Below are 22,545 nucleotides of genomic sequence, written 5' to 3'. Positions count from 1 at the left end.
GTCACTTAGAAGGAGAAAGGCTAAGATGAAAATTGTTTATATCGATATGGACGATACGCTTTGCGATTACAAGTCTGCATTTGAGCAGGCTAGGCGCTTGCGACCAGATATTGAATACCCACAAAGCCAACCCTCTTTCTTCCTAAACTTGTCACCACTGCCTAATGCCATCGATGCAATGCAGTGCTTTTTGGCCGATGAAAGATACGACCCATATATACTGACAGCGCCGTCAGTCAAGAACCCCCTTTGTTACACAGAGAAGAGATTGTGGGTAGAAAAGCACTTGGGCTTTGCTTATGCCGAACGGTTAATTATCTCACCAGTTAAAGACCTGCTTGTTGGTGATTATTTGATTGATGATTACTTGGAAGGAAAAGGACAAGAGAGCTTTCAAGGTGAGCTAATTCACTTTGCAGGAGAGCACTTTAAGGAGTGGAATGCCGTGATGCGGTATTTTGGGCTTACGAAGGCGTTTAAATAGAACGGTATCTCTTTTTACAAAAAATCAGCTCCAGAAACAGCCATAGTAAGAATAAAATGGGAACCTATTAGCGTAAAGGTTGGTTGGGTTGTTAGGTAAATGATGAGAGCATTAATATTAGGTTTGTTGGTTGTATTATCACCATACTCTTACAGTGATGATACATTATATTACTGCGGTACTTATGTGTCGAAACAACATGGAGTAAGGAAAGCTCTTGCGACTATGTATGGCAATTGGGGCTCAATATCATATAAAGCCAATGGTGAAGGTTGGACTAGATCGTACATGGCAGACCAGGATAAGGTTTCAATTTCTGCAGATACAATTCGACTTTGGAACGATACAGATATACGAGAATATGGAAAATGGGAGTTTAAAGGAAAAGAAATGTCTAGACTTTCATATATTTGGGATGGCTGTATTTAAAGGTGAAGTTTTAATTATTGAAAGAACCTTAGGTGAAATCTGTCCATAAAACTCGGGGCTTACCAGAGTTAACAAAATACTTTAATGTTCAACCCATCAAAATTCAGATAATGGCTGACATCTTTGAATGGCAAAAAGTCGCCGTTAGCCGCAAGAGTGTGAAGTTTGAACCTACCAGTATTCAGCAGTTTGTTGATGAGTATATCTTGCTGGATAAGTGGTGTGCTGAAGAGTTGTACCCCAAATCGAGCCTTTACTCATACCTGTTAAACCACGGGATTGAGCCAATAGAGAATCCAAAGGAAGGTAAAAGTAAGCTACATATATTCAAGCGTTCCCCTTTGTTAATTGAAGCTATCAGGCAGTTTGAGGTGGATTGGTTTAAGTCGAAATCACCTTCTCAGCTCAAGCAGATATTGCAAATCACGCAACCGCCTGTTTTGTCTAATTCATCAAGGTTAGCGTTCGAGCTACGCTGCTCACCAGGAAAGGTGTTGTAACTCAAGAAGGTTAGCTGATTGCGATTAGGCAAAGCTAACCTTCTTTTTTCTCACTTATCATCATGCTCTTACGCCTTTTTTCGTGATGTATTTGGAGTGTTGGGCGGCAGAGTCTTAAAATGATAATGTCAGCATTCGAAGAGTATACTTATGAATAACAAGAAGACTAAAGCAAACACCCCCAAAACTAATCGCCTATTTGTCCCGAATCCGCAAAACTTTAAAGTGAGCGTGTCTTATGAAGGGCTTGATCTCGAAATTAAACCTACAACGCTAGCAGAGTTAAAACGAAAATATTCGAGATAGCTAGGAAGTTTATTTACATCATTTTTCGCAAAGGAAAGCCCATAGTCTCTGCTCTAGTGGTTCAGTTAAGTGTCTAAGAAATTAGGGACTTACCACTTCATAGAGTTATATGAGCTGTAAGAAAGCACTGCTTAGTTTAGCTGTATTACAGAGTGCCTATAATTACTCTTGTCTCAATAGCGAGTATCTCTGCGTCTTTGCCCCCCTTTTTCTGAGTCTCTACAGACTAAACATTTTCCGTTTAATACTAAAATTCTCTGCTACATTTAAGATCTACCCCATGCCTCGTGCTTACCTCTAAATGAGGCCTGTAATTTGCTGAAATTGAGAGTTTCATTTTGGCTGGATTTCTGGGGGCAAATTTCACATTATCCCGGATCAAGTCTATGTGCCTATCTGGATTTCGCCCCTTAACTTATTGATTTCATATTAGGGGGAATTTCACTTGAAACTGGATCCCATATATAAGTTAAATCTGATTTTATTCAGAATGAACCCTGGTGTTTAGATTAAACTGGTATGAACGCGATTTAATCCTAGTTAATCACTGAGTTATCGACTTTTTAAATACTAAGTCATTGTTCTATAAATAGACTGATAAGATTATTCGCGTAGGTAATACAATCGCGCAAAGGATTTAAATATCTGGTATTCTAGCGCCTTATTAGAAGCGACTAACATTGCATATAAACATGTCCAAACAAGACTCACTTTGGTTTAAATCTTTACGCTGGATACAGCGCAAATTGGTGCACACGATTGTGGTGCCTCACGATCCATTTGACGATCTCAATCTTGATCCAAGTAAGCCACTAGCTTACGTAATGAAAACTGAATCTGTCAGTGACATTGCTGCACTTAGCGAAATGACGACTAAGCTAGGTTTGCCGAGCCCTTATGAAGACTTAGAGGTTAACGGTGTTAAAGCACCTAGAGTCGTTTGTTTAGAAGGCAGTAAGCCGCTATTTGGTAAAAGGCAAGGTGGCGAGCCTTATCTTGATTGCTTCAAGCGCCTGCTGAGTGTACATAAGCAAAATCGCGAACTCGATATTCAGTTAGTGCCAGTTAGCCTTTACTGGGGGCGTACTCCGGGTAAAGAAGACGACACTATGCGTGCAGCGGTACTTGAACGCCAAAACCCAACGTGGTTGCGTAAGTGCTTGATGATTTTATTCTTAGGCCGTCATAACTTTGTCCAGTTTTCTAATGCAGTTTCGCTGCGTTACATGGCCGATGAGCACGGTACAGATAAGCGCATTGCGCAAAAGCTTGCTCGTGTTGCAAGAGTGCACTTCCAGCGTCAACGTAAGGTAATGACTGGGCCACAACTACCTAAGCGCCAAGCGTTATTCCACTCGCTACTTAAATCTGACTCTATTACCAAGGCGATTAAAGAAGAAGCGGCAAGCAAGAAAATTTCTGAATCTGAAGCCCGCGCTAAAGCGATGGAGTATTTAGACGAAATCGCCGCAGATTATTCTGATAGCTTAGTGCGTATTGCCGAGCGTTTCTTAACTTGGCTTTGGAACAAGCTTTATAAAGGCATCAATATTAAAGGTGCTGAGCAGATTAGACAGCTGCACCACGACGGTCACGAAATTGTATATGTACCGTGTCACCGTAGCCACATGGACTACCTGTTATTGTCTTATATTCTTTATTATCAAGGTATGGTGCCACCGCATATTGCTGCCGGTATTAACCTTAACTTCTGGCCTGCTGGCCCAGCGTTCCGCCGTGGTGGTGCTTTCTTTATTCGCCGCAGTTTCGGCGGTAATAAGCTCTACACTGCAGTGTTCCGTGAGTATTTAGATCAGCTATTTACTAAAGGTTACTCTGTGGAGTATTTCACTGAAGGTGGCCGCTCACGTACAGGTCGTTTACTTGCACCTAAAACCGGTATGTTGGCGATGACACTAAACAGTGTATTGCGCGGTGTTGAGCGTCCAGTAACTTTAGTGCCAGTGTACTTAGGCTATGACCATGTAATGGAAGTTGCGACTTACCACAAAGAGCTAAGTGGTAAGAAGAAAAAGAAAGAGTCTGTTTGGCAAGTATTTGGTGCTATCCGCAAGCTAGGTAACTTTGGTCAAGGCTATGTAAACTTTGGTGAGCCAATTACACTGCATAGCTTCTTAAATGAGCAGGCGCCAAACTGGCGTGAAGAAGTGGCAAACGAGCCAGATGCTAAGCCAAGCTGGTTAACTCCAGTGGTTAATAACTTGGCTAACCGCGTAATGACCAACATTAACGACGCTGCAGCGGTAAGCTCGGTGACGTTAACCAGCATGGTGTTGTTGGCATCTGAGCAAAATGCACTTGAGCGCTCGCAATTAGATAAGCAGTTAGATCTGTATTTAACGCTATTAAAAGAGCAGCCATATACCGCTTATACCTCAGTTCCAGAGGGTAGTGGTCACGACCTAGTGTCACAAGGTTTAGAGCTTAAAAAGCTACAAATTGAAAGCGATCCACTTGGCGATATTATCTCTATCGACCCAAGTATTGCGATTACGATGACTTACTATCGCAACAACATTATTCACTTAATGGTACTGCCGTCTTTAATCGCAGCTTGTTTGCTGCGTAAAGAAAACTGCAGCCGTGAAGATGTTATTTGTATCGTTAATGATTTCTATCCTTTGCTTGAAGCTGAATTGTTTATGGGGATCGATGATCCTGCAGAATACACCAACAAGATCTTAGACATTTTTGTAGCTCAAGGTTTAGTGGTTGAAGCTGAGCACTTTGAAGTTGTAGATAGCAAAATTAATCAATTATTACTGCTATCTGGCACTGTTAGTGAAACCATGCAGCGTTACGCTATTTTGTTTAACCTACTTGAGGTTAAGCCAAATATGGAGCGTTCAGAGCTTGAGAAAGACAGTCATCGTTTGGCGCAAAGATTGGGCGCGCTTCACGGTATTACAGCGCCAGAGTTTTACGACAAGAAGCTATACGCTACGCTGAGCGTCAAATTAAAAGAACTAGGTTACCTAGTTGATAGCGAAGGGTGCGCGGATATCAAACGTATTAAAGAGAGAGCCAACTTGTTGTTACGCTCGTCAGTAAGACAAACTATCGTAGATAGTGTTCATGCGGAGCAAAAAGCTTAATGGCAAATCATATGAATGCAGCTAAAAACAAAGCTGCAGGTAAGTCGCTATTAGGCGGAGCTATGATCATTGCGGGTACAACTGTTGGTGCGGGTATGTTCTCGCTACCAGTTGTTGGCGCCGGAATGTGGTTTGGCTACTCAATGCTGATGTTAGTGGGTATCTGGTTCTGTATGTTGGTGTCAGGTTTGATGCTACTGGAAACCAACCTGCATTTTGAGCCGGGTGCCAGTTTTGATACGTTAACTAAAGAAACCTTAGGCCAATTTTGGCGCTTGGTGAATGGCTTATCAATTACCTTTGTACTGTATATTTTGACCTACGCTTACATAAGTGGCGGTGGATCGATTGTGAACCACAGCCTAGAAGGTTTAGGGATTAACTTACCTCAGAGCGTTGCAGGCCTTGTGTTTGCAGGTGTGTTGGCAGCGATTGTGGTGATTAGTACCAAGGCGGTAGATAGAATTACTACTGTAATGCTTGGCGGTATGATCATTACCTTCTTCCTTGCGGTTGGTAACTTGCTGATTGATATCGACACGGCTAAACTATTTATGCCTGATGGCGAGCAAAGCTACGCACCATATTTGTTAGCGGCATTGCCATTTGGTCTTGCGAGCTTTGGTTATCACGGTAATGTGCCAAGCCTAGTTAAGTACTATGGCAAAGAGCCAAAGACAATTATCAAAGCATTGTTTATTGGTACTTTTATCGCGCTTGTAATCTATAGCTGTTGGTTAATGGCGACCATGGGCAATATTCCACGTAGTCAGTTTGTCGATATTATTGCCGAGGGCGGTAATATGGGGGTGCTGGTTGGTGCTTTGTCTGATGTAATGGCCAATAGCTGGTTAAACACTATGTTAACTCTGTTTGCTAACTTAGCTGTAGCCTCGTCATTCTTGGGCGTGACCTTAGGATTATTTGACTATTTAGCCGATTTATTTGGTTTTGATGAGTCACGTACTGGCCGCTTTAAGACTGCAGCGGTTACCTTTATTCCGCCAACGGTTTTAGGTATTTTGTTCCCGAATGGATTCTTAATCGCAATTGGTTTTGCTGCGCTGGCAGCTACAATTTGGGCGGCGATTGTACCTGCGATGATGGCTTATAAGTCACGTCAAATGTTTGCTGAAAGCGATAGCTTTAAAGTACCTGGCGGTACGCCATTAATTGCCATTGTGATTATATTTGGTTTAGTAACTGGCGCATGCCACTTACTTGCTATGGCTGGGATATTGCCTGTTTACGGTTAACGCCATTTTAGCGAGTTAATTAAAAAGCCTCTTACTTAAAGAGGCTTTTTGCTTTGTAGGTTTAGCTTAGCCAAATATTGAGTGGGTGTTTGCCTACGAAAGCGGGTAAACGAGCGACTAAAACTATGGCTATTGCTGTAGCCTAGTCGTAGGGCTATTTCGTCAATATCCATGCCTTCTAGCATATATTTTATTGCCTGATTACACTGGATATAGCCCGATAGATAGGTAAAGGTAAAACCCAGTTTTTGTAGTCGTCTTTGCAGCTGTTGTCTTGAGATCCCAAATAGTGCCGCGACTTTATCGACATTAGGTAAGCCGTAATAGCGCGAATAATTCACCATCTCATAAAGCACTTTGGGCGTATCAGTTGGTTGTGGAATGTTTAAGAAGTTTTCCAGTTGCGATAACGGAATTGACGCAGTGAGTGGCTCAGGTGCATAGGTGTAATCGTCCGTCGACATTAATAGGTCGTCAATACTCAGCCATAGCTCGGTTTGCGGCGCATTCCACACCACAGGACAATTAAATAATTGTTCGGTTTCTTGTTGTTGAATCGGTGGGCCACTGAGCCTAACTTTTAGCAGATTATTGCCATCACCAACATAATGCTTGATGGCATTAAATAGCGTGAACGCAACCCTTAGTGAGTCATGGGAGCGTGCTTTTCCCTTGGCAAAATCATTGCTGTAGCACCACTTTAATATCTTTCCTGATTGCTGAGCATAATAGCTAGCACCTGACTGAAAACAATTTACGCCATGGTTAATTCGCCTAAACGAGATGGCGAGATCGGGGGCGCTCAAAAACCAGTTACCGGGGATCTCTGGGGCTGACAGCGTTAAGTGCTGCTGAATTTTCACCATAAAGTCAGCATCCCCACTGAGGCGCTCTATTTGCTCAAACCATTGTGATACTTCAGTAAAAGGGATCAGCATCATAGGCTCTTGCATCAACTGTTTAGGGATGCCGATATCGTCGAGACTAATGCCATATTTCGCGTAAATGCCAGTGAAAATAGGCGCGATATAGCAAGAACGTATAAAGGCGGTATTAAGCAACATTTCCCAAGCCCCCCAAAGTAAATTTACCTCATTGAATCATAAAGAGCGCCTATATGATACATAAGTGTATTCGATCTTGTTCTTGCTCCACTACAAGTCAAAATAGTGCTCCAAAACATCTATTTTCGAGGTTGATACCTATGAGTTTATTCAGTATGCCATTCGTTGATTCAGGCGTAGACACTGCTCTGCATGGCGTGGCTGCTGTGGTCATGGTGCTCTCTGTTGCCGCTGCTGCATTCGGTTTTTGGAAAATCCATGAAATGCCAATCAATAAAGCTCATAGGGAGCAACACCATCAAATAGGGTTGATCACCGCGCTCACCTGGATAGGGTTTATATGGCACTGGGTTTGGGTAATCGCAGTTATGGTGGCATTTGTCGATGGTGAAAAAGCATTACGGCGAATTAGAGATGTGTGGCGCGAGAAAGAGCCAAATATAGAACAAGTTGCAGCAACAGAGGAGAAGAATAATGCTTGAAGGCTTAGCAGTTTGGGCGCTATTTATTTACCTACTGCGTTTAGTTGGTATGCCTTGGAACACTTATAGCAAAGCATTTGCTTATTTAGGTGGTACTGGCTGGTTGATGTTTGTTTGGGTGGGGCTACTCAATTACACTCCAATGGATTTATCCGGTGGTTCTTTGGTGCAGTCACCGCATATTCAGCTGCGCCCAGCCAACTCGCAGATTAAAGGCAAAGTCGAAAATATCTATATCCAACCGAATCAACAGATAACTAAAGGTCAGTTGATTTATGACTTAGATCCAGAGCCTTATCAAATTGCATTGAACAAGGCATTAGTCGCGCAACAAAGTGCTGAGGTAAACCTCTCGCTAGCGACTGAAGATGTGAAGCTAGCAGAGAAACAACATCAAGTTGCAATTGCTGATGTCAGTATTACAACAAATCAGCTAGATGCTGCTAAAAAAGATCTGAAGTGGAAGCAAACCACCTTAGCGCGCTATAAAGAGCAAAATCGTGTGGTACCAGACACTATTACCAAAAGCCAGTTAGATGAGCAGCAAACAGCGGTGGATTTGGCGCAGGCTCAAGTAAACACTTATGGCACTCAAATAGAAAAGGCGCAAATGGCCGAGCATACTGCGCTGCTAAACATTGAAAAGTCGCGTCTAGCGGTTGAAAGTCGCCAAGCTGATTTAAATAGTGAGCATGAGAATGTGGCACAGGCGCAATGGAATCTAGATAACACTAAGGTGTACGCTCCAACCGACGGCTACGTAACTAACTTTATTATGCGTGAAGGTCAGTATGTTGGCGTAGCACCGCGAATGCAGATGTATACCAATGAAAAGTATGTACTAATGCGGGTAAATCATCAGGCAATTCGTAACGTTAAGGTTGGCCAGCAGGCTGAGTTTGCTTCAGCTGTGTATCCAGGCAAAGTGTTTCGCGCCGAAGTTGAAGGCATAGTGGAGGCGACTGGAGAATCGCAAGGGCGATTATTGGCTATAGACGATAATGTTAGGCAAACCACAGGGCAGAACCTTAACAACAAGCATCATTTTGTTAGGTTAAAACTGAGTGAGTCTGCTGACTATGACATTCCGGTTGGCTCGGTAGGTTTAGCGTGGATCTCTGGAACTAAACCGATTGAGTTCTTGGCTTTCTTGGACGTAATTCGTGGTATTGTTATTAGAATGAAATCGCAAATCTACTACTTCTACAGTATCTAGCCTAAATGTTTCGAGGCAATTGAATCGATAAATCGTTCGATTCAATTAAGCACCAAGGTTGAGACTATCAATAGCCCCTAATGGGGCTATTTTCGTTTTCACTATAGACTCAATTATCGCCGAGCCACAGTAATGTTATTGCTAACAAAATAGGCTGGATTTTTAGTTGGACAGTTAGCGGATCTCGGTCTTAACTCAATGCAATATGATCTAAAAGGTGATTGCGATGAAAGTTGACCAGTATTTTCAAGGCCAGCCATGTTGGGCTGAGCTCGCCTCGATGAAGATTGAAAGCAGTAAGGCATTTTACCGTGGCTTATTTGATTGGGATATTGTGGATATGCCAATCCCTGAGGGCACGTATAGCATGCTGACTATTGAAGAGGATGATATTGGCGCCATGTACCAGATCCCCGATGAAATGGCGCAAAACGGTGAAATAACCCAATGGACAATCTATTTTGCGGTTGAGAATTTAGACTCCTCACTCGTCGATGTTACTGGATCTGGTGGTACTGTGATTATTGGGCCTCATGATGTGGGCGAGGCTGGGCGCATGGCGGTGATAAGAGATCCTGAAGGCGCGCGTTTTGCTTTGTGGCAAGCTAATAACCATATCGGTGCTAAGCGAGCTGGCGAGCCGCATACCATGTGTTGGGTAGAGCTGGCGTGCCGTACACCAGAGCAGGCTAAGCTGTTTTACTCCCATGTATTTGGCTGGGCCCATCGAGATAGTGACATGGAGGGGATGAACTACACCGAATGGCAAGTCGGTAGCCAAGATGTGGGTGGTATGATGGCGATGACTGCAGAGTGGGGCGATATGCCAGCGCATTGGATGTTGTACTTCACAGTTGATAGTTGTGATGATAAAGCTGCCAAAGTCACTGAGCTTGGCGGTAAGGTGTGCGTACCGCCGACGGATATTCCTAATGTGGGACGATTCGCGGTGATCAATGATCCCGACGGTGGTTTTTTCTCAATTATAGAGCTGCGCATGGGCGTTTAGAGCTTTAGAGGTAGAGCCTGAATAATAGCGTACTAGATGGCATTGAAATAAAAAATGGGTAGCCAATTGGCTACCCATTTTAATAAAACCTGCTTACTTACCTTGGCTGAGCTTTCTGCCGTAGATCAGTAAGTAAATCGCTGGGATAACAAATAATGACAGCAATGGCGCTGTGACCATGCCACCTACCATAGGTGCGGCAATCTTTTGCATTACTTCATTACCAGTACCACTACCCCACATGATGGGCAGTAGACCAAAGAAGATGGTTGCGACTGTCATCGCTTTAGGACGAATACGCATTACTGCGCCGTGAATAAGCGCTTCACTTAAATCACTACGCTTGCTGAGTAGACCCGCTTCTTTACGCTCTTTAATGCTGTTATTAAGGTAAACCTGCATAACAACGCCAAACTCTGCGGCTACACCTGCAAGGGCGATCATTCCCACTGAGACTGCGACCGAGAAGTTGAAGTCTAACAAGAATAGCAACCAAGCACTGCCTACTAGCGAGAACGGCAGGCTAAGCATGATGACAGAAGCCTGTGTAAATGAGCTAAAGGTCATCATCAGTAGCATAAAGATCACTGCTAGCATCAAGGGGACGACTAGCTGCATTTTTGCTTCTACGCGCTGCATATATTCGTATTGACCGGCAAAGGTGTAGCTGTAACGCGCTGGCAATGTAATTTGCTCATCTAGCGCGGCTCTGGCAGTTGTTATGTATTCACCAATTGAAATATCTTTCAAATCGACAAATACCCAACTGATTAAGCGGCCATTTTCACTGGCTAGCATGGGCGCACCATCACTAATCGTAATGCTAGCAAGATTACCTAAAGGTAAGTATTTACCCGTTTTGGTCAGTACCGGTAAGTCTTCTAGCTTTTCAATGCTGTCGCGTAGTTCCCGTGGATAACGAATGTTAATCGGGTAACGCTCTTGCCCTTGAATAGATTGACCGACCTTCATACCACCAATTGCCATTTGCACCACGTCTTGTATGTCTTTTAAGGTCATACCGTAGCGGGCAGCGTTTTTAAGGTTGGGCTCAATATCAATATAACGGCCGCCAGTTGTGCGCTGAGCAAATGCTGATGTCGTGCCGGGAAGCTTGCTAACAACAGCTTCTATTTCGGTACCAATTCTTTGTAACTCGTCGATATCCGCGCCAGAAATTTTTATCCCCACAGGTGTGCGTACGCCCGTCGAAAGCATATCGATACGAGTTTTAATTGGCTGCACCCAAGCGTTAGTCATACCGGGCACTTTTACGGTTTTTTGTAGCTCCGCGATGATACCTTCGAGCGTCATGCCTTCACGCCAAGTGTCTCTAGGGTTAAGCATGATAGTAGTTTCTAGCATGGTGAGTGGAGCAGGATCGGTTGCCGTCATTGCGCGGCCAACTTTACCAAACACGCGTTTCACCTCTGGAATGGTTTTAATTAACCTGTCGGTTTGCTGCAAAATTTCAGCAGCCTTACCAGCACTGACACTTGGCAAAGTGGTTGGCATGTAAAGCAAGTCGCCCTCTTCAAGCTCTGGCATAAACTCGCTGCCCATCTTGCTCATTGGATATAGCGCACTGGCTAAGGTCATTATCGCTAACAGGATGGTGATTTTGGGAAAGCGCAGTACTAAGCGTAACGTCGGCTCATAAATAGCAATCAGCAAACGGCTAAGCGGATTTTTACGTTCATCGGGAATTTTCCCGCGAACAAAATAACCCATTAATACTGGAATTAGGGTAATAGCCAAGATGGCGCTAGCTGCCATGGCAAAGGTCTTAGTGAAAGCAAGAGGGTGGAATAAACGCCCCTCTTGCGCCTCTAAGGCAAACACAGGCACAAAGCTTAAGGTAATAATCAGTAGACTGAAAAATAGCGCCGGCCCAACCTCAATCGAGGCTTTACGTACTAAGTCCCAGTGCGCCTCTCCAGTTGGGGTTGCGCCATTGTGTTGCTCACGGTAATGCTCAAGGTGTTTGTGAGTATTTTCCACCATTACAATCGCGGCATCTACCACGGCGCCAATCGCAATCGCAATCCCACCTAAGCTCATAATATTAGCGTTGACGCCAATTAGGTTCATTATGATAAAGCTAATCAGAATCGAGATAGGCAGCGAGATAATTGCCACTAATGTTGAGCGAGCATGGAGTAAGAAGATTAGACAGATCACGCCGACAACTAGCATCTCCTCGAGCACTTTGTGCATCAAGTTATCAACGGAGTTGAGAATAAGCTCTGAGCGATCGTAAGTGATTACTAGCTCAACGCCATCGGGTAAGCCGTTTTCAATTTCGCTGAGCTTCTGTTTAACGTTGTTAATGGTTGCAAGGGCGTTTTCACCGTAGCGCATCACAACGATACCGCCAACCACTTCGCCTTCACCATCAAGCTCTGCAATACCGCGGCGTGCGGCTGGACCTGTACGCAGCTGCGCCACATCTTTCATTAATACCGGCGTGCCAGATTCTGACACGATCCCTAATGGGATCTCTTCAAAATCTGCCAGTGTTTGGCGATAGCCAGTTGAGGTGATCATGTATTCGGCTTCGGCCATTTCAATCACCGAGCCGCCAGTGGAGCTGTTAGAGTTATCTAAGGCATTTTTCACTGTCATCAAATCAATCTGATACAGCGCCAGTTTGTGTGGATCGACAATGATCTGATATGACTGTTCCATACCACCTATTGTGGCCACCTCTGATACGCCTGAAACACTTTGCAGCTCAAGCTTTAAGAACCAGTCTTGTAATGAGCGCAGCTGGGCCAAGTCGTGTTGGCCTTTACGGTCAACCAAGGCATATTGAAATACCCAGCCAACGCCAGACGCATCGGGCCCAAGTGTGGGAGTAACATTTTCAGGCAGCTGGCCTTGGGTTTGCGATAGATATTCTAAAACCCGCGAGCGCGCCCAGTAAATGTCGGTGCCATCTTCAAAGATAATATAAACGTATGAATCACCGAACATTGAAAAACCGCGTACGGTTTTTGCGCCGGGCACAGCTAGCATGGCCGTAGATAATGGGTAGGTGATTTGATCTTCTACCAATTGTGGCGCTTGGCCCGGATAAGAGGTTTTGACGATAACTTGCACGTCAGATAAATCTGGTAATGCATCGAGCGGTGTCATGCGCATTGCTTGATAGCCGATTAAAGCTATCACTGCAGTGAGCACTAATACCATGGCGCGCTGTTTAATTGAGGCGCTAATAATTCTTGCTAACATAACGACCTCCAGTTAATGATGCGCGTGTGGATCGTTGGCAGCTTCGTCGTCAGTGGTATTGCTATTACTGCCGCTAAGGCGTTGCAAACTACCTTGAATACTGGCTTCTGAATCTAGCAAGAACTGACCTGAAACAATGACCTTATCGCCTTCGGTTAAGCCTTCAATAATCTCGGCTTTACCTTGAGCTATCATGCCGACTTTAACAGGCACTGAGGCGAATTGGTTATTGCTGCGCTGCACTACTACACGGTTTTCACGGCCAGTTAAAATCAGTGCCTCGGTTGGGATCGCTAATACTTCACGTTTAGGGCCACCAAACAGTTTTACATCGACTAAGGTACCGGGCTTTAGCACTTTTCCTGGATTATCCAGTTTGATACGGACTCGCATAGCGCGTGAGACTGGATCGAGTTCAGGATAGATGTAGTCAATATTTGACTCTAAATCAAACAAGCCTTGGGCCGCAGACGTTACTTCAACGGGACGGCCGACCTCTAGCCAACTTTGCTCGTTTTCAAATACATCAGCAATAACCCAAACACTGGTTAAGTCGACAATTTCAAAAAGAGTATCGCCGGGTTGCACATACATGCCGTGGCGCACGGTGAGTTTGCTAACAAAGCCATCTTGCTCGGCGTAAAATGGTACGCGGTAAATGGTTTTGCCTGTACGTTCTAGTTGCTTGATTGTTGCTGAGTCGACACCAAGAAGTTCGAGGCGTAAGCGTGCTTTACGAAGCAGGTCTTTACCACGACTCTTATCTTGGTTGAGGTAGTCCATTGCTTGCATATAATCGTCTTGAGCATTAATCAGCTCAGGCGAATATAGCTCATATAATAACTGGCCTTTTTTAACGCGTTGGCCAACATTGTGTACCATTAAGGTTTCAATCCAGCCGTTGACGCGAGTGTGGCTATGGCCAATGTTGTTTTCATTGTATTCAACGGTGCCGATTGTTTTAACCAGCTTCCAAAGAGTGCCTTTACTGACTTGCTCACTGCGCATACCTAGAGCTTGTTGCATACCACCAGATACGCCGACAACCACTTCTTCAGCCACGCCGCCGACAATGACTTTTTCTAGATCCATACCGCAAATTGGGCATGAGCTTGGTACATCAGACACTACATGTGGATGCATTGGGCAAACGTATTTTACGCTGCCATCACTGCTGCTTTGTGCGGCAGGCATTAGCTCTGGCTTAGGCTGACTCAATATAGTGTCGGCCTGATTAGTTTTTGCTGCTGTTTGAGCGTTGTGCTGGTGTCCTGCATGCTCGTTTTTGACATGTGCCGAATGCGCTTGCGGTTTGGTGTTTGCGCTTTCTTCTTCCTCTTCTTTAACTAAGAACATTTTGCACTCAGGGCAGCGACCCGGCTCATGGCTAGTCACTTCTGGATGCATTGGGCAGTAATAGTTTGCTACAGCCGCATGAGCAACAGACTTGGTGCCAGTCTCTTTGTCATCAGTGTTTTTTTGATCAGAGACGAGAAACATTTTGCACTCAGGGCAGCGGCCCGGCTCATGGCTGGTTACTTCTGGATGCATTGGGCAGTAGTAGTTTGCTACAGCCACATGAGCAGCAGGCTTGTTGCCAGTCTCTTTGTCATCAGTGTTTTTTTGATCAGAGACGAGAAACATTTTGCACTCAGGACAGCGACCCGGCTCATGGCTAGTCACTTCAGGGTGCATTGGGCAGTAGTATTTAGACTCATGCTGATGGGCATGAGTATGTTGTTCGCTGGTATCTGAGCTTGGGGTTAAGTTTTGGCTAAAACTCACTTGTGGAGTAACTGCCATGGTTAACGTTAGTGCGCAGATTAGTGGACTTGCCACTTTAGATTTAAAAAGACTCATAATGCCTTATCTCCACCCTAAATATTAGTGATGCGTGTGACTAGATTTGTGAGCATTATCGCCAGTTGCGATAGGCTCTAAATCCATTCCACACTTAGGGCAGCTGTCACCTGCTTGACCTGTAATAGCTGGGTTCATAGGGCATGCATGGGTATGCTTGCTCATATGTTTGTGGTGTTTCTTAGCTTTATTAGGGCATGACTCTTGGTTTGGGCAAGAGTCGCAGTTTTTGTGAGCTGCTTGGTTAGCAATTGGCTCTAAATCCATACCGCATTTAGGGCAACTGTCGCCAGCTTGACCTGTAATAGCTGGGTTCATAGGGCATGCATGGGTATGCTTGCTCATATGTTTATGGTGATGTTTCTTAGCTTTATTAGGACAATTGCCTTTGTTTGGGCAAGACTCACAATCTTGAGCATGGGCTTTAGCAGTCGCATTAACTTTTACGACTTCTAGGTCCATACCGCATTTAGGACAAGAATCGTCTTTACTGCCAGTTACTTCTGGGTGCATAGGGCAAGCATAGGCTTGGTGCTGGCTTGCATGTTGACCTTTATGAGCACCGTGGTGGTGTTCATTGGCTGATGCATTTGGTACCCACGACAAAACTAACAAGGCTGATAAGACTAAACTAACAAGGGTTTTCATAACTCAACTCCATCTTACAGATGGCCGAATGGCTGTGCTTGAAGCAAGCAGCAGTACAATTAACGGCTTAAATAATTGCTGATTAAGATTAATAACGATTTTTTTATCTTGCATAGAGACAGGCGCCTCTAGTTATGCAATCGGAGGTCTTAAATCTTGTGGCAATGAAATAGAGTGGAAATGAGGCATAGGAGTGGCCATAACAATTTCGGAAGTGCTGAAGCCCGGCCAAGGCGACACACTAAACAGAGTACCTGTTACAGAAATTACCAAGCAATGGCTGCAATCACTTTGACAACTACCACTGCCATTACAGCAGTTTGGTGAGTGTTCTGCTAGCGCTTGCGTGTTAGCTTCAATCTCACAGCAATCGTCGTCGCTATTATTGATGTCCATTGTTACTTGGTGACAGTCTGCACCGTCTTGCATGCTCATCATAGGCATGTCATCTGCCATCGCTTTGGCAACCATCAGCGACCCATTAGATAGCACTAGCTGACTCAACAAAGCGAGTAGCGTAATGGCTATTAATGTATGACGACGGATGATGCTAAACATGATGCTTCCAAATAATGAGCTTCGTTAAGTCTACCATAGGAATTGGCTGACACATTGATAAACTTCACAAATTACTTTGTTCAATGTGTCATCAACTTCACTTTCTAGTCGTAAAGACTATTGGTTTGATAGTAGTAGTTTCGCCATTAACTGGCTATGTGTCATTAAGCTTACTTGCCTTTCACCACCCATGCCGTCTTTGAGCTGGATAGTAGGGTTATCGATAAATTGATATGCATCTTCTTCAGAAACGATACTTGGAGTAAATGCTTGATAATTGTTAGCAGTTTCAAAATCTAAATATAGATAAAGGGGCTCAGAGCGAACCCAGTTTGAGTCTTCAGCACTGCTTTCAAACAAGTCGCTGTACCTTACTTCTATAAGGTTATGGCCAGTTTCTAGCTCTAGATAGCGGCTATCGACATGGCTAAGACCATTGAGGGTTAATACATCAATTGACTCAGGGAAAGACACTGAAGCGGCAGAAGACAAAAAGCTAGTTAATGATAGTGCGATAACGCCGATAAATTTTTTCATAATAAACTCCGATACATTTTAATTGTGCGTTGCCGGGCACCAGTTTGCTATTTGATGTGACAAACGCTATCGCCAACTACCGACTATAATGTAGTAGTGCTGGCGTAATATTTTGATCATGCAGGGCGCTTAACCTATTGCTTTAACCTGTTGAGTATTTTCAGTAACAGATAAGTTGCTAACAGATGAGCCCCTAAACGCGCTTGAAGTAAGCCTTACGCGTAAATCGGAGGGGGATTTTTAGATGCAAGCTCAACAGTTTGTAGTGACCAAAAGTTGGCTTGGATACTTTTGCTAGAGCTTTGAATTGATATGGCAAGTTGAGAGTGGTCAATAATGCCTGGCGCAGAAGCACAATGTGAGATGCAGTTTCCTGCAGCTAGCTGCTCACAAACCTTATCGCAGTCGATTGTTAACTGACTAAGCTGAACGGCTTGAGGATCGCAATCTGGATTATTATCAGACGGGTTAATGCTGGCAAGCTGTAGCATCTCTAAATCATCATTAGCTGTATGAGATAATGATAACCCATGAGCTTGTATTATCTCTGCGGGTATTAGTCGTGACTTAGGCGTCGCAGTATCTTGTTGAGTATGGGTATGCGAGCTCGCGGATAAGTATTTAGGCATAGCCATCGCAGGGGCTAAAATAAATTGCCCTAATAGTGCGATAAAAAATGCCAAATATGCGATTTGCTTGCCCATGTGAGCCCTTAAGTTTTGCAATCAAGTTGCTGTAAAAATAAAGACCTTAGATTTATTGAAAAAGTTTCAAATAATCACAAAATTTTTGATTTTAAATGTGTGCTATACCTCACTTTTACATCTAAAAGAATTTCAAATAAATCGTTTGAAACTACCATATTATCAATCGAATAGGCTATTAACCTTGCGATAATCAAGGCTTTAGAGTAGCTTTAGTAAATGTGCATATAAAGTGAGCAAAAATCTACTCAGATGAGAGAGTTAGAGCCATGTCTCATTTTGCACTTTTAGTTCCAGATCAATGAGTAGGATCTAGTTTATAATGGATCACATAAATTTAAGATGAAGTTCATTTTCATCGATAGAAAAAATTAAATACTTGGAGAAGAGTGATGAACTGGCGAGCACTATTTAAACCCAGCGCAAAATATTCGATTCTGGCACTGTTAGTCGTCGGTATCGTTGTCGGTGTTGTAGGCTACTTTGCTACACAACAAACTTTACATGCAACAAGTACAGATGAGTTCTGTATGAGCTGTCACAGCAACCACTCATTGAAAGATGAAGTGTTAGCGTCTGCTCACGGCGGTGGTAGTGCTGGTATCGTGGTACAGTGTCAAGATTGTCACCTTCCACACAACCCTGTTAAGTACTTAGTTAAGAAGATCATTGTATCTAAAGATCTATACGGTTACCTAACAATCGACGGTTTCAACACTCAAGAGTGGTTGGATGAAAACCGTAAAGAACAAGCTGATCTAGCGCTTAAGTACTTCAAAGGCAATGACTCTGCTAACTGTCAGCACTGTCACTCTCGTATCTATGAGAACCAGCCTGAAACTATGAAGAAAATGGCGAAGAGAATGCACGCTAATAACTTCAAGAAAGAAGAAGACAAGCGTAAGACTTGTGTAGACTGTCACAAAGGTGTTGCTCACGTTTATCCAAAAGGATAATCCTCAGGCATAAGCCTCGAGTCGAGTAGCGACCCAGACTTAACGTCTGCAAGTTAAAACATTAAAAGCCCCTTTATTGGGGCTTTTTTGTTTTTACGATTTGTCTCTTCCAAAGATAAGCAAGCAGCTAGAGTGTTTATGTTAGGTTGGTATGAGCAAACAGGATTGAATGTTTATGTAGCTTTGGTTTTTGCCCATCAATTACTAAAACTACATAAAATATGCCAAGTTAACGGCATAAATGCCGGCCTAAAAACAAAAAAGCTGCAATCGTTATTGCAGCTTCTTCATATATCTTGTCTGGTTATTAGTCGTTTTGAGCCTGATTATCCATCACGCGTTTACGGTACTGTAACAGGCTAAATACGCCAAATAGAAAGACCTGCAAGTAGTCAGCTTTTTTCAGCTGTAGCAGTGGCTTAAACATAGTGTGGAAAATGAGGGTTTGAAAGCAATGCATAAAAATAGTCATTGCAAACAAAATGTTGAGAACCACCGATATATTGCCTTCAAAAGGTATAATTAGGTTGTAAAGCATCATTAGCCAAGCAAAACCAGTGACAATCTTTCCTAAAACTAACATGACTTTCATTTATTGTTCTTCCTCAGTATCGCCGCTAGTATCATCGGCTTCAGTCGTTTCGGTATCTGCCGAGTATTGATATAAACGATAAATCACCTGGCCGGCTTTTTTCTCTTTGAGCATTTCCCAGCTAGCAGGGACGTTAAGTAAGCTAATTTCACTCTCTGTTTCAACGTAAATCAATGCGTCATCTTTAAGCCATTGGTGCTGATCAATTAGAGCAATGCTTTTTTCTGCTAAAGACTTTCGAAACGGAGGGTCGATAAACACCAGATCAAAACCTTCGGCAGGTTTATTGGCTAGTAAGGCTAGGCTATCGCCCTTTATCACATCAGCGTTTTCGCATTTTAGTGTGGCCAGATTTGCCACGAGCTGTTTTGCTGCTTGAGCTTGTAATTCAAAAATCTTAGCGTAGCTGGCGTAACGTGATAAGGATTCAAGACTTAGTGCGCCGCTGCCGGCAAAGCAATCGAGTACGCGAGAACCGCGAACATCGTTGGCAATCCAGTTAAATAGTGTTTCACGTACACGATCTGTTGTTGGGCGCAGGCCCTCAAGATCATGAATTGGCAATTTGCGAGATCGCCATTGGCCTGAAATTATCCTAACTTGACCGCTAGAAGGTCTTTTTTTGACCATGGTGTCCTCGTGATTTTGCCTAATGAAAGAAAGTGGTAGACTATGGCGTCTGAATTAAGGGCGCTATTTTATATCAAAGCATAGCTAAATGGTAAAAAGCAGTAGGTGGAATCGACTCTATGTGTTTTTTTGCTGTTTTTACCAGCGTAATTTTAGTGTGATTTTGATATAACGTCCTCCACCCTAATGCATTTATGTACAGCTATTTGAGCACCGGTATAACACATGGCAAAGAAAGGTTTTTTTTCCTGGTTCCGCAGGGATAAGTCTAAAGAAGAAGCGGAAGCTGCTGAAGCGGCAAAGTTAGCAGAAGAACAGCAGGAGCAGGAAAGGCTTGCGGCAGAAAAAGCTGCCGAGGAAGCACGACTAGTTGAGGAGCAAGCTGAAGCACAAAGAGTCGAAGCTACCCGTCTTGAGACTGAACGTCTTGAAACAGAACGACTAGAAGCCGAGCGTGTTGCAGCTGAACAAGCAGAAGCGCAAAGAATTGAAGCTGCTCGCCTTGAGGCTGAACGTCTTGAAGCAGAACGACTAGAAGCCGAGCGCGTTGCTGCTGAGCAAGCTGAAACACAAAGAATTGAAGCGGAGCGTTTTGCCGCAGAGCAGGCTGAATCTCAAAGATTTGCAGCAGAGCAGGCCGCGGCAGCTGAAGTCCGTATTCTAGAAGAGCAGGCTGAAGCAATTCGTCTTGCCACTGAAAAAGCTGAAGCACAACGCATCGAAGCTGAACGTATTGCTGCAGAGCAAGCGGAAGCACAACGCATCGAAGCTGAACGTATTGCTGCAGAGCAAGCGGAAGCACAACGTATCGAAGCTGAACGTATTGCTGCAGAGCAAGCGGAAGCACAACGGATCGAAGCTGAACGTATTGCTGCAGAGCAAGCAGAAGCACAACGCCTTGAAGCTGAACGCATTGCTGCAGAGCAAGCGGAAGCACAACGTATCGAAGCTGAACGTATTGCTGCAGAGCAAGCGGAAGCACAGCGCATTGAAGCTGAACGTATTGCTGCAGAGCAAGCGGAAGCACAACGCCTTGAAGCTGAACGCATTGCTGCTGAGCAAGCGGAAGCACAGCGCATTGAAGCTGAACGTATTGAAGCTGAACGTATTGAAGCTGAACGTATTGAAGCTGAACGTGTTGCTGCAGAGCAGGCAGAAGCTGACAGAATTGCAGCAGAACAGCTTGCGGCGGAACAAGCTGCTGAATTAGCGCAACCTGAGCCACAAGCTAAACCAGTCAAAGAAGGTTTGTTTGCTCGCTTAAAGCGTGGACTTAAGCGCACCAGTGAAAGTATTGGTAGCGGCTTTATTGGTTTATTTAGCGGTAAAAAGATCGATGACGATCTATTTGAAGAACTTGAAGAGCAGTTATTAATCGCCGATGTGGGCGTTGAAACCACGACTCGTTTGATTAAAAGTTTAACAGAGCAAGCTAGTCGTAAACAGCTTAAAGACGGTGAAGCCCTGTACGACCTTCTTCGTGAAGAGATGCAAAAAACGCTAGATCCAGTATCAGTGCCTTTGATCCCAGAAAACGCCGAAGGTCCATTTGTGATCTTAATGGTAGGTGTAAATGGTGTGGGTAAAACTACCACCATTGGTAAGCTTGCTAAGCAGTATCAGGCGCAAGGTAAATCAGTGATGTTGGCAGCGGGCGATACTTTCCGCGCGGCAGCGGTTGAGCAGTTACAGGTTTGGGGGCAGCGCAACGATATTCCGGTTATTGCTCAGCATACTGGTGCGGATAGCGCATCTGTATTATTCGATGCGCTGCAAGCTGCTCGCGCACGTAATGTTGATGTACTTATTGCAGATACAGCGGGTCGTTTACAGAATAAAGCTCACCTAATGGACGAACTGAAGAAAGTTGTTCGGGTGATGAAAAAGCAAGATGAGTCGGCACCACACGAAGTCATGTTGACTTTAGATGCAAGCACGGGTCAAAACGCGATTAGTCAGGCGCAGTTATTCCAAGAAGCTGTTGGCGTTACTGGTATTACGATTAGCAAGCTTGATGGTACTGCTAAGGGCGGGGTTATCTTCGCTATTGCTGACAAGTTTGGTATTCCAATTCGTCATATTGGTGTAGGTGAGCAGATTGATGATCTACGTACCTTTGATGCTAAAGACTTTATCGAAGCTTTGTTTAGTCAAACAAAAGACGACAAAGACGCGAAATAACGTTAGCTTATATCAAGCGTGACCGAAAGATAAGCACCCTGCGGGGTGCTTTTATTAATGCCAACTAACAAGAAATCTTATTCAATGATTCGATTTGAGCAGGTAAGTAAAGTCTATCCCGGCGGTCAAAAAGCCTTGTCGGATGTGAGTTTTCATATAAAGCGCGGTGAAATGGCCTTTTTGACTGGCCATTCTGGTGCGGGTAAAAGTACGCTGCTTAAGCTGATCACCGTTATTGAAAGAGCAAACGGCGGTCGGGTTGCTATTAATGGTCACGATATTGCTAAGGTTAGTCGCTCACAAGTGCCTTACTTACGTCGCGATATTGGAATGATTTTTCAAAACCACCATCTATTAATGAACAAAAGCGTTTTCGACAACGTGGCTTTGCCATTGATGATCGAAGGTTTTTCTATTGGTGAAATTCGCAAGCGTGTTGCTGGCGCACTCGATATGGTGGGCTTGTATGGTAAAGAGCGTCACAACCCGATAATGCTATCAGGTGGTGAGCAACAACGTGTGGGTATCGCTCGGGCGATTGTGAATAAACCACCTTTACTGCTTGCCGATGAACCAACCGGTAACTTAGACCCTAAGTTGTCGATGGATATTCTACGTTTGTTTGAAACTTTTAATGATGCTGGCACAACTGTGCTTATTGCTACCCATGACCTAGGTTTAATTGCGCGGATGAAGTATCGCACTTTAACTCTGAAGCAAGGGCGAGTATTGGGCGCAGAAGAATTAAACGCTCACGACCCTATTGGTATTAATTGAGGATAA

At 44.1% G+C, this 22,545-nt stretch carries 20 protein-coding genes; 11 read left to right on the top strand and 9 right to left on the bottom strand.

All coding sequences use genetic code 11. From position 1 onward, the window contains the following. Window positions 1-25 precede the first annotated feature (25 nt). The 5 genes from L2740_RS06285 to mtr all read left to right on the top strand — a co-directional run bounded on the left by L2740_RS06285 (window position 26) and on the right by mtr (window position 6,091). The gene (locus L2740_RS06285) at window positions 26-484 is read left to right on the top strand and encodes a 5' nucleotidase, NT5C type (protein ID WP_248949246.1); all 459 of its coding nucleotides are present in this window, start codon (window positions 26-28) and stop codon (window positions 482-484) included. A gap of 99 nt (window positions 485-583) precedes the next feature. Then, the gene (locus tag L2740_RS06280) at window positions 584-913 is read left to right on the top strand and encodes a hypothetical protein (protein ID WP_248949245.1); all 330 of its coding nucleotides are present in this window, start codon (window positions 584-586) and stop codon (window positions 911-913) included. 32 nt (window positions 914-945) lie between these two features. Next, window positions 946-1,413 carry a hypothetical protein gene (locus L2740_RS06275; protein WP_248949244.1) on the top strand — a complete coding sequence of 156 codons (468 nt, stop codon included), beginning with the start codon at window positions 946-948 and terminating at the stop codon, window positions 1,411-1,413. Window positions 1,414-2,411: 998 nt separating this feature from the next. After that, on the top strand, window positions 2,412-4,835 hold the full coding sequence (gene plsB / locus L2740_RS06270; protein ID WP_248949243.1) for a glycerol-3-phosphate 1-O-acyltransferase PlsB: 2,424 nt from the start codon (window positions 2,412-2,414) through the stop codon (window positions 4,833-4,835). Further along, window positions 4,835-6,091, top strand: a complete 1,257-nt coding sequence (gene mtr, locus L2740_RS06265) for a tryptophan permease (RefSeq protein ID WP_248949242.1) — start codon at window positions 4,835-4,837, stop codon at window positions 6,089-6,091. Before plsB ends, mtr begins: the two co-directional genes overlap by 1 nt. Window positions 6,092-6,126: 35 nt before the next feature. Here mtr and L2740_RS06260 read toward each other — a convergent pair whose 3' ends face one another. After that, complete coding sequence (locus tag L2740_RS06260; protein ID WP_248949241.1) at window positions 6,127-7,155, bottom strand: AraC family transcriptional regulator; 1,029 nt, start codon at window positions 7,153-7,155, stop codon at window positions 6,127-6,129. A 140-nt stretch (window positions 7,156-7,295) separates the two neighbouring features. Between L2740_RS06260 and L2740_RS06255 the strand changes: the two genes are divergently transcribed. The 3 genes from L2740_RS06255 to L2740_RS06245 all read left to right on the top strand — a co-directional run bounded on the left by L2740_RS06255 (window position 7,296) and on the right by L2740_RS06245 (window position 9,862). After that, on the top strand, window positions 7,296-7,637 hold the full coding sequence (locus L2740_RS06255) for an MFS transporter (protein WP_248949240.1): 342 nt from the start codon (window positions 7,296-7,298) through the stop codon (window positions 7,635-7,637). Next, window positions 7,630-8,853 carry an HlyD family secretion protein gene (locus L2740_RS06250; RefSeq protein WP_248949239.1) on the top strand — a complete coding sequence of 408 codons (1,224 nt, stop codon included), beginning with the start codon at window positions 7,630-7,632 and terminating at the stop codon, window positions 8,851-8,853. The genes L2740_RS06255 and L2740_RS06250 overlap by 8 nt, the downstream gene beginning before the upstream one ends. A gap of 226 nt (window positions 8,854-9,079) precedes the next feature. Further along, the gene (locus L2740_RS06245) at window positions 9,080-9,862 is read left to right on the top strand and encodes a VOC family protein (RefSeq protein WP_248949238.1); all 783 of its coding nucleotides are present in this window, start codon (window positions 9,080-9,082) and stop codon (window positions 9,860-9,862) included. 93 nt (window positions 9,863-9,955) lie between these two features. Here L2740_RS06245 and L2740_RS06240 read toward each other — a convergent pair whose 3' ends face one another. The 6 genes from L2740_RS06240 to L2740_RS06215 all read right to left on the bottom strand — a co-directional run bounded on the left by L2740_RS06240 (window position 9,956) and on the right by L2740_RS06215 (window position 17,403). Beyond that, window positions 9,956-13,096: an efflux RND transporter permease subunit gene (locus L2740_RS06240; RefSeq protein ID WP_248949237.1), complete on the bottom strand. Its 3,141-nt coding sequence runs from the start codon at window positions 13,094-13,096 to the stop codon at window positions 9,956-9,958. A gap of 12 nt (window positions 13,097-13,108) precedes the next feature. Beyond that, a complete protein-coding gene (locus tag L2740_RS06235) occupies window positions 13,109-14,956 on the bottom strand; it encodes an efflux RND transporter periplasmic adaptor subunit (protein WP_248949236.1) in 1,848 nt (615 codons plus the stop codon). 24 nt (window positions 14,957-14,980) lie between these two features. Continuing rightward, on the bottom strand, window positions 14,981-15,604 hold the full coding sequence (locus L2740_RS06230) for a heavy metal-binding domain-containing protein (RefSeq protein WP_248949235.1): 624 nt from the start codon (window positions 15,602-15,604) through the stop codon (window positions 14,981-14,983). Between the two features lie 132 nt (window positions 15,605-15,736). After that, the gene (locus tag L2740_RS06225; protein ID WP_248949234.1) at window positions 15,737-16,162 is read right to left on the bottom strand and encodes a hypothetical protein; all 426 of its coding nucleotides are present in this window, start codon (window positions 16,160-16,162) and stop codon (window positions 15,737-15,739) included. Window positions 16,163-16,279: 117 nt separating this feature from the next. After that, window positions 16,280-16,699, bottom strand: a complete 420-nt coding sequence (locus L2740_RS06220) for a DUF2057 family protein (protein WP_248949233.1) — start codon at window positions 16,697-16,699, stop codon at window positions 16,280-16,282. Window positions 16,700-16,914: 215 nt separating this feature from the next. Then, window positions 16,915-17,403 carry a hypothetical protein gene (locus L2740_RS06215; protein WP_248949232.1) on the bottom strand — a complete coding sequence of 163 codons (489 nt, stop codon included), beginning with the start codon at window positions 17,401-17,403 and terminating at the stop codon, window positions 16,915-16,917. 392 nt (window positions 17,404-17,795) lie between these two features. Between L2740_RS06215 and L2740_RS06210 the strand changes: the two genes are divergently transcribed. Further along, window positions 17,796-18,359, top strand: coding sequence for a NapC/NirT family cytochrome c (locus L2740_RS06210; protein ID WP_248472219.1), 564 nt, complete (start codon window positions 17,796-17,798; stop codon window positions 18,357-18,359). Window positions 18,360-18,666: 307 nt separating this feature from the next. Here the strand turns inward: L2740_RS06210 and L2740_RS06205 are convergent, their stop codons facing one another. Then, complete coding sequence (locus L2740_RS06205; RefSeq protein WP_248949231.1) at window positions 18,667-18,951, bottom strand: DUF1145 domain-containing protein; 285 nt, start codon at window positions 18,949-18,951, stop codon at window positions 18,667-18,669. Continuing rightward, window positions 18,952-19,581, bottom strand: a complete 630-nt coding sequence (rsmD, locus tag L2740_RS06200; RefSeq protein WP_248949230.1) for a 16S rRNA (guanine(966)-N(2))-methyltransferase RsmD — start codon at window positions 19,579-19,581, stop codon at window positions 18,952-18,954. It abuts the gene before it with no gap. Between the two features lie 225 nt (window positions 19,582-19,806). Here rsmD and ftsY point away from each other — a divergent pair, with 225 nt between their 5' ends. Next, window positions 19,807-21,762, top strand: coding sequence for a signal recognition particle-docking protein FtsY (ftsY, locus tag L2740_RS06195; protein ID WP_248949229.1), 1,956 nt, complete (start codon window positions 19,807-19,809; stop codon window positions 21,760-21,762). A gap of 84 nt (window positions 21,763-21,846) precedes the next feature. Beyond that, the gene (gene ftsE, locus L2740_RS06190) at window positions 21,847-22,539 is read left to right on the top strand and encodes a cell division ATP-binding protein FtsE (RefSeq protein WP_248949228.1); all 693 of its coding nucleotides are present in this window, start codon (window positions 21,847-21,849) and stop codon (window positions 22,537-22,539) included. Window positions 22,540-22,545 lie beyond the last annotated feature (6 nt).

It is taken from the genome of Shewanella pneumatophori, from assembly GCF_023283895.1.
GTDB lineage: Bacteria > Pseudomonadota > Gammaproteobacteria > Enterobacterales > Shewanellaceae > Shewanella > Shewanella pneumatophori.
Note: the sequence above shows the minus strand (reverse complement) of the source record. Positions and strands in the feature narration are given on the sequence as shown.

Excerpts from the sequence above, each read along its gene's own strand:
- L2740_RS06250 (WP_248949239.1), top strand. The coding sequence starts at position 7,630 with ATGCTTGAAGGCTTAGCAGTTTGGGCGCTATTTATTTACCTACTGCGT.
- L2740_RS06255 (WP_248949240.1), top strand. The coding sequence starts at position 7,296 with ATGAGTTTATTCAGTATGCCATTCGTTGATTCAGGCGTAGACACTGCT.
- plsB (WP_248949243.1), top strand. The coding sequence starts at position 2,412 with ATGTCCAAACAAGACTCACTTTGGTTTAAATCTTTACGCTGGATACAG.
- L2740_RS06230 (WP_248949235.1), bottom strand. The coding sequence starts at position 15,604 with ATGAAAACCCTTGTTAGTTTAGTCTTATCAGCCTTGTTAGTTTTGTCG.
- rsmD (WP_248949230.1), bottom strand. The coding sequence starts at position 19,581 with ATGGTCAAAAAAAGACCTTCTAGCGGTCAAGTTAGGATAATTTCAGGC.
- L2740_RS06285 (WP_248949246.1), top strand. The coding sequence starts at position 26 with ATGAAAATTGTTTATATCGATATGGACGATACGCTTTGCGATTACAAG.
- mtr (WP_248949242.1), top strand. The coding sequence starts at position 4,835 with ATGGCAAATCATATGAATGCAGCTAAAAACAAAGCTGCAGGTAAGTCG.
- L2740_RS06260 (WP_248949241.1), bottom strand. The coding sequence starts at position 7,155 with ATGTTGCTTAATACCGCCTTTATACGTTCTTGCTATATCGCGCCTATT.
- L2740_RS06235 (WP_248949236.1), bottom strand. The coding sequence starts at position 14,956 with ATGAGTCTTTTTAAATCTAAAGTGGCAAGTCCACTAATCTGCGCACTA.
- L2740_RS06280 (WP_248949245.1), top strand. The coding sequence starts at position 584 with ATGATGAGAGCATTAATATTAGGTTTGTTGGTTGTATTATCACCATAC.
- L2740_RS06215 (WP_248949232.1), bottom strand. The coding sequence starts at position 17,403 with ATGGGCAAGCAAATCGCATATTTGGCATTTTTTATCGCACTATTAGGG.
- L2740_RS06245 (WP_248949238.1), top strand. The coding sequence starts at position 9,080 with ATGAAAGTTGACCAGTATTTTCAAGGCCAGCCATGTTGGGCTGAGCTC.
- L2740_RS06205 (WP_248949231.1), bottom strand. The coding sequence starts at position 18,951 with ATGAAAGTCATGTTAGTTTTAGGAAAGATTGTCACTGGTTTTGCTTGG.
- L2740_RS06210 (WP_248472219.1), top strand. The coding sequence starts at position 17,796 with ATGAACTGGCGAGCACTATTTAAACCCAGCGCAAAATATTCGATTCTG.
- L2740_RS06225 (WP_248949234.1), bottom strand. The coding sequence starts at position 16,162 with ATGTTTAGCATCATCCGTCGTCATACATTAATAGCCATTACGCTACTC.
- L2740_RS06220 (WP_248949233.1), bottom strand. The coding sequence starts at position 16,699 with ATGAAAAAATTTATCGGCGTTATCGCACTATCATTAACTAGCTTTTTG.
- ftsE (WP_248949228.1), top strand. The coding sequence starts at position 21,847 with ATGATTCGATTTGAGCAGGTAAGTAAAGTCTATCCCGGCGGTCAAAAA.
- L2740_RS06240 (WP_248949237.1), bottom strand. The coding sequence starts at position 13,096 with ATGTTAGCAAGAATTATTAGCGCCTCAATTAAACAGCGCGCCATGGTA.
- ftsY (WP_248949229.1), top strand. The coding sequence starts at position 19,807 with ATGGCAAAGAAAGGTTTTTTTTCCTGGTTCCGCAGGGATAAGTCTAAA.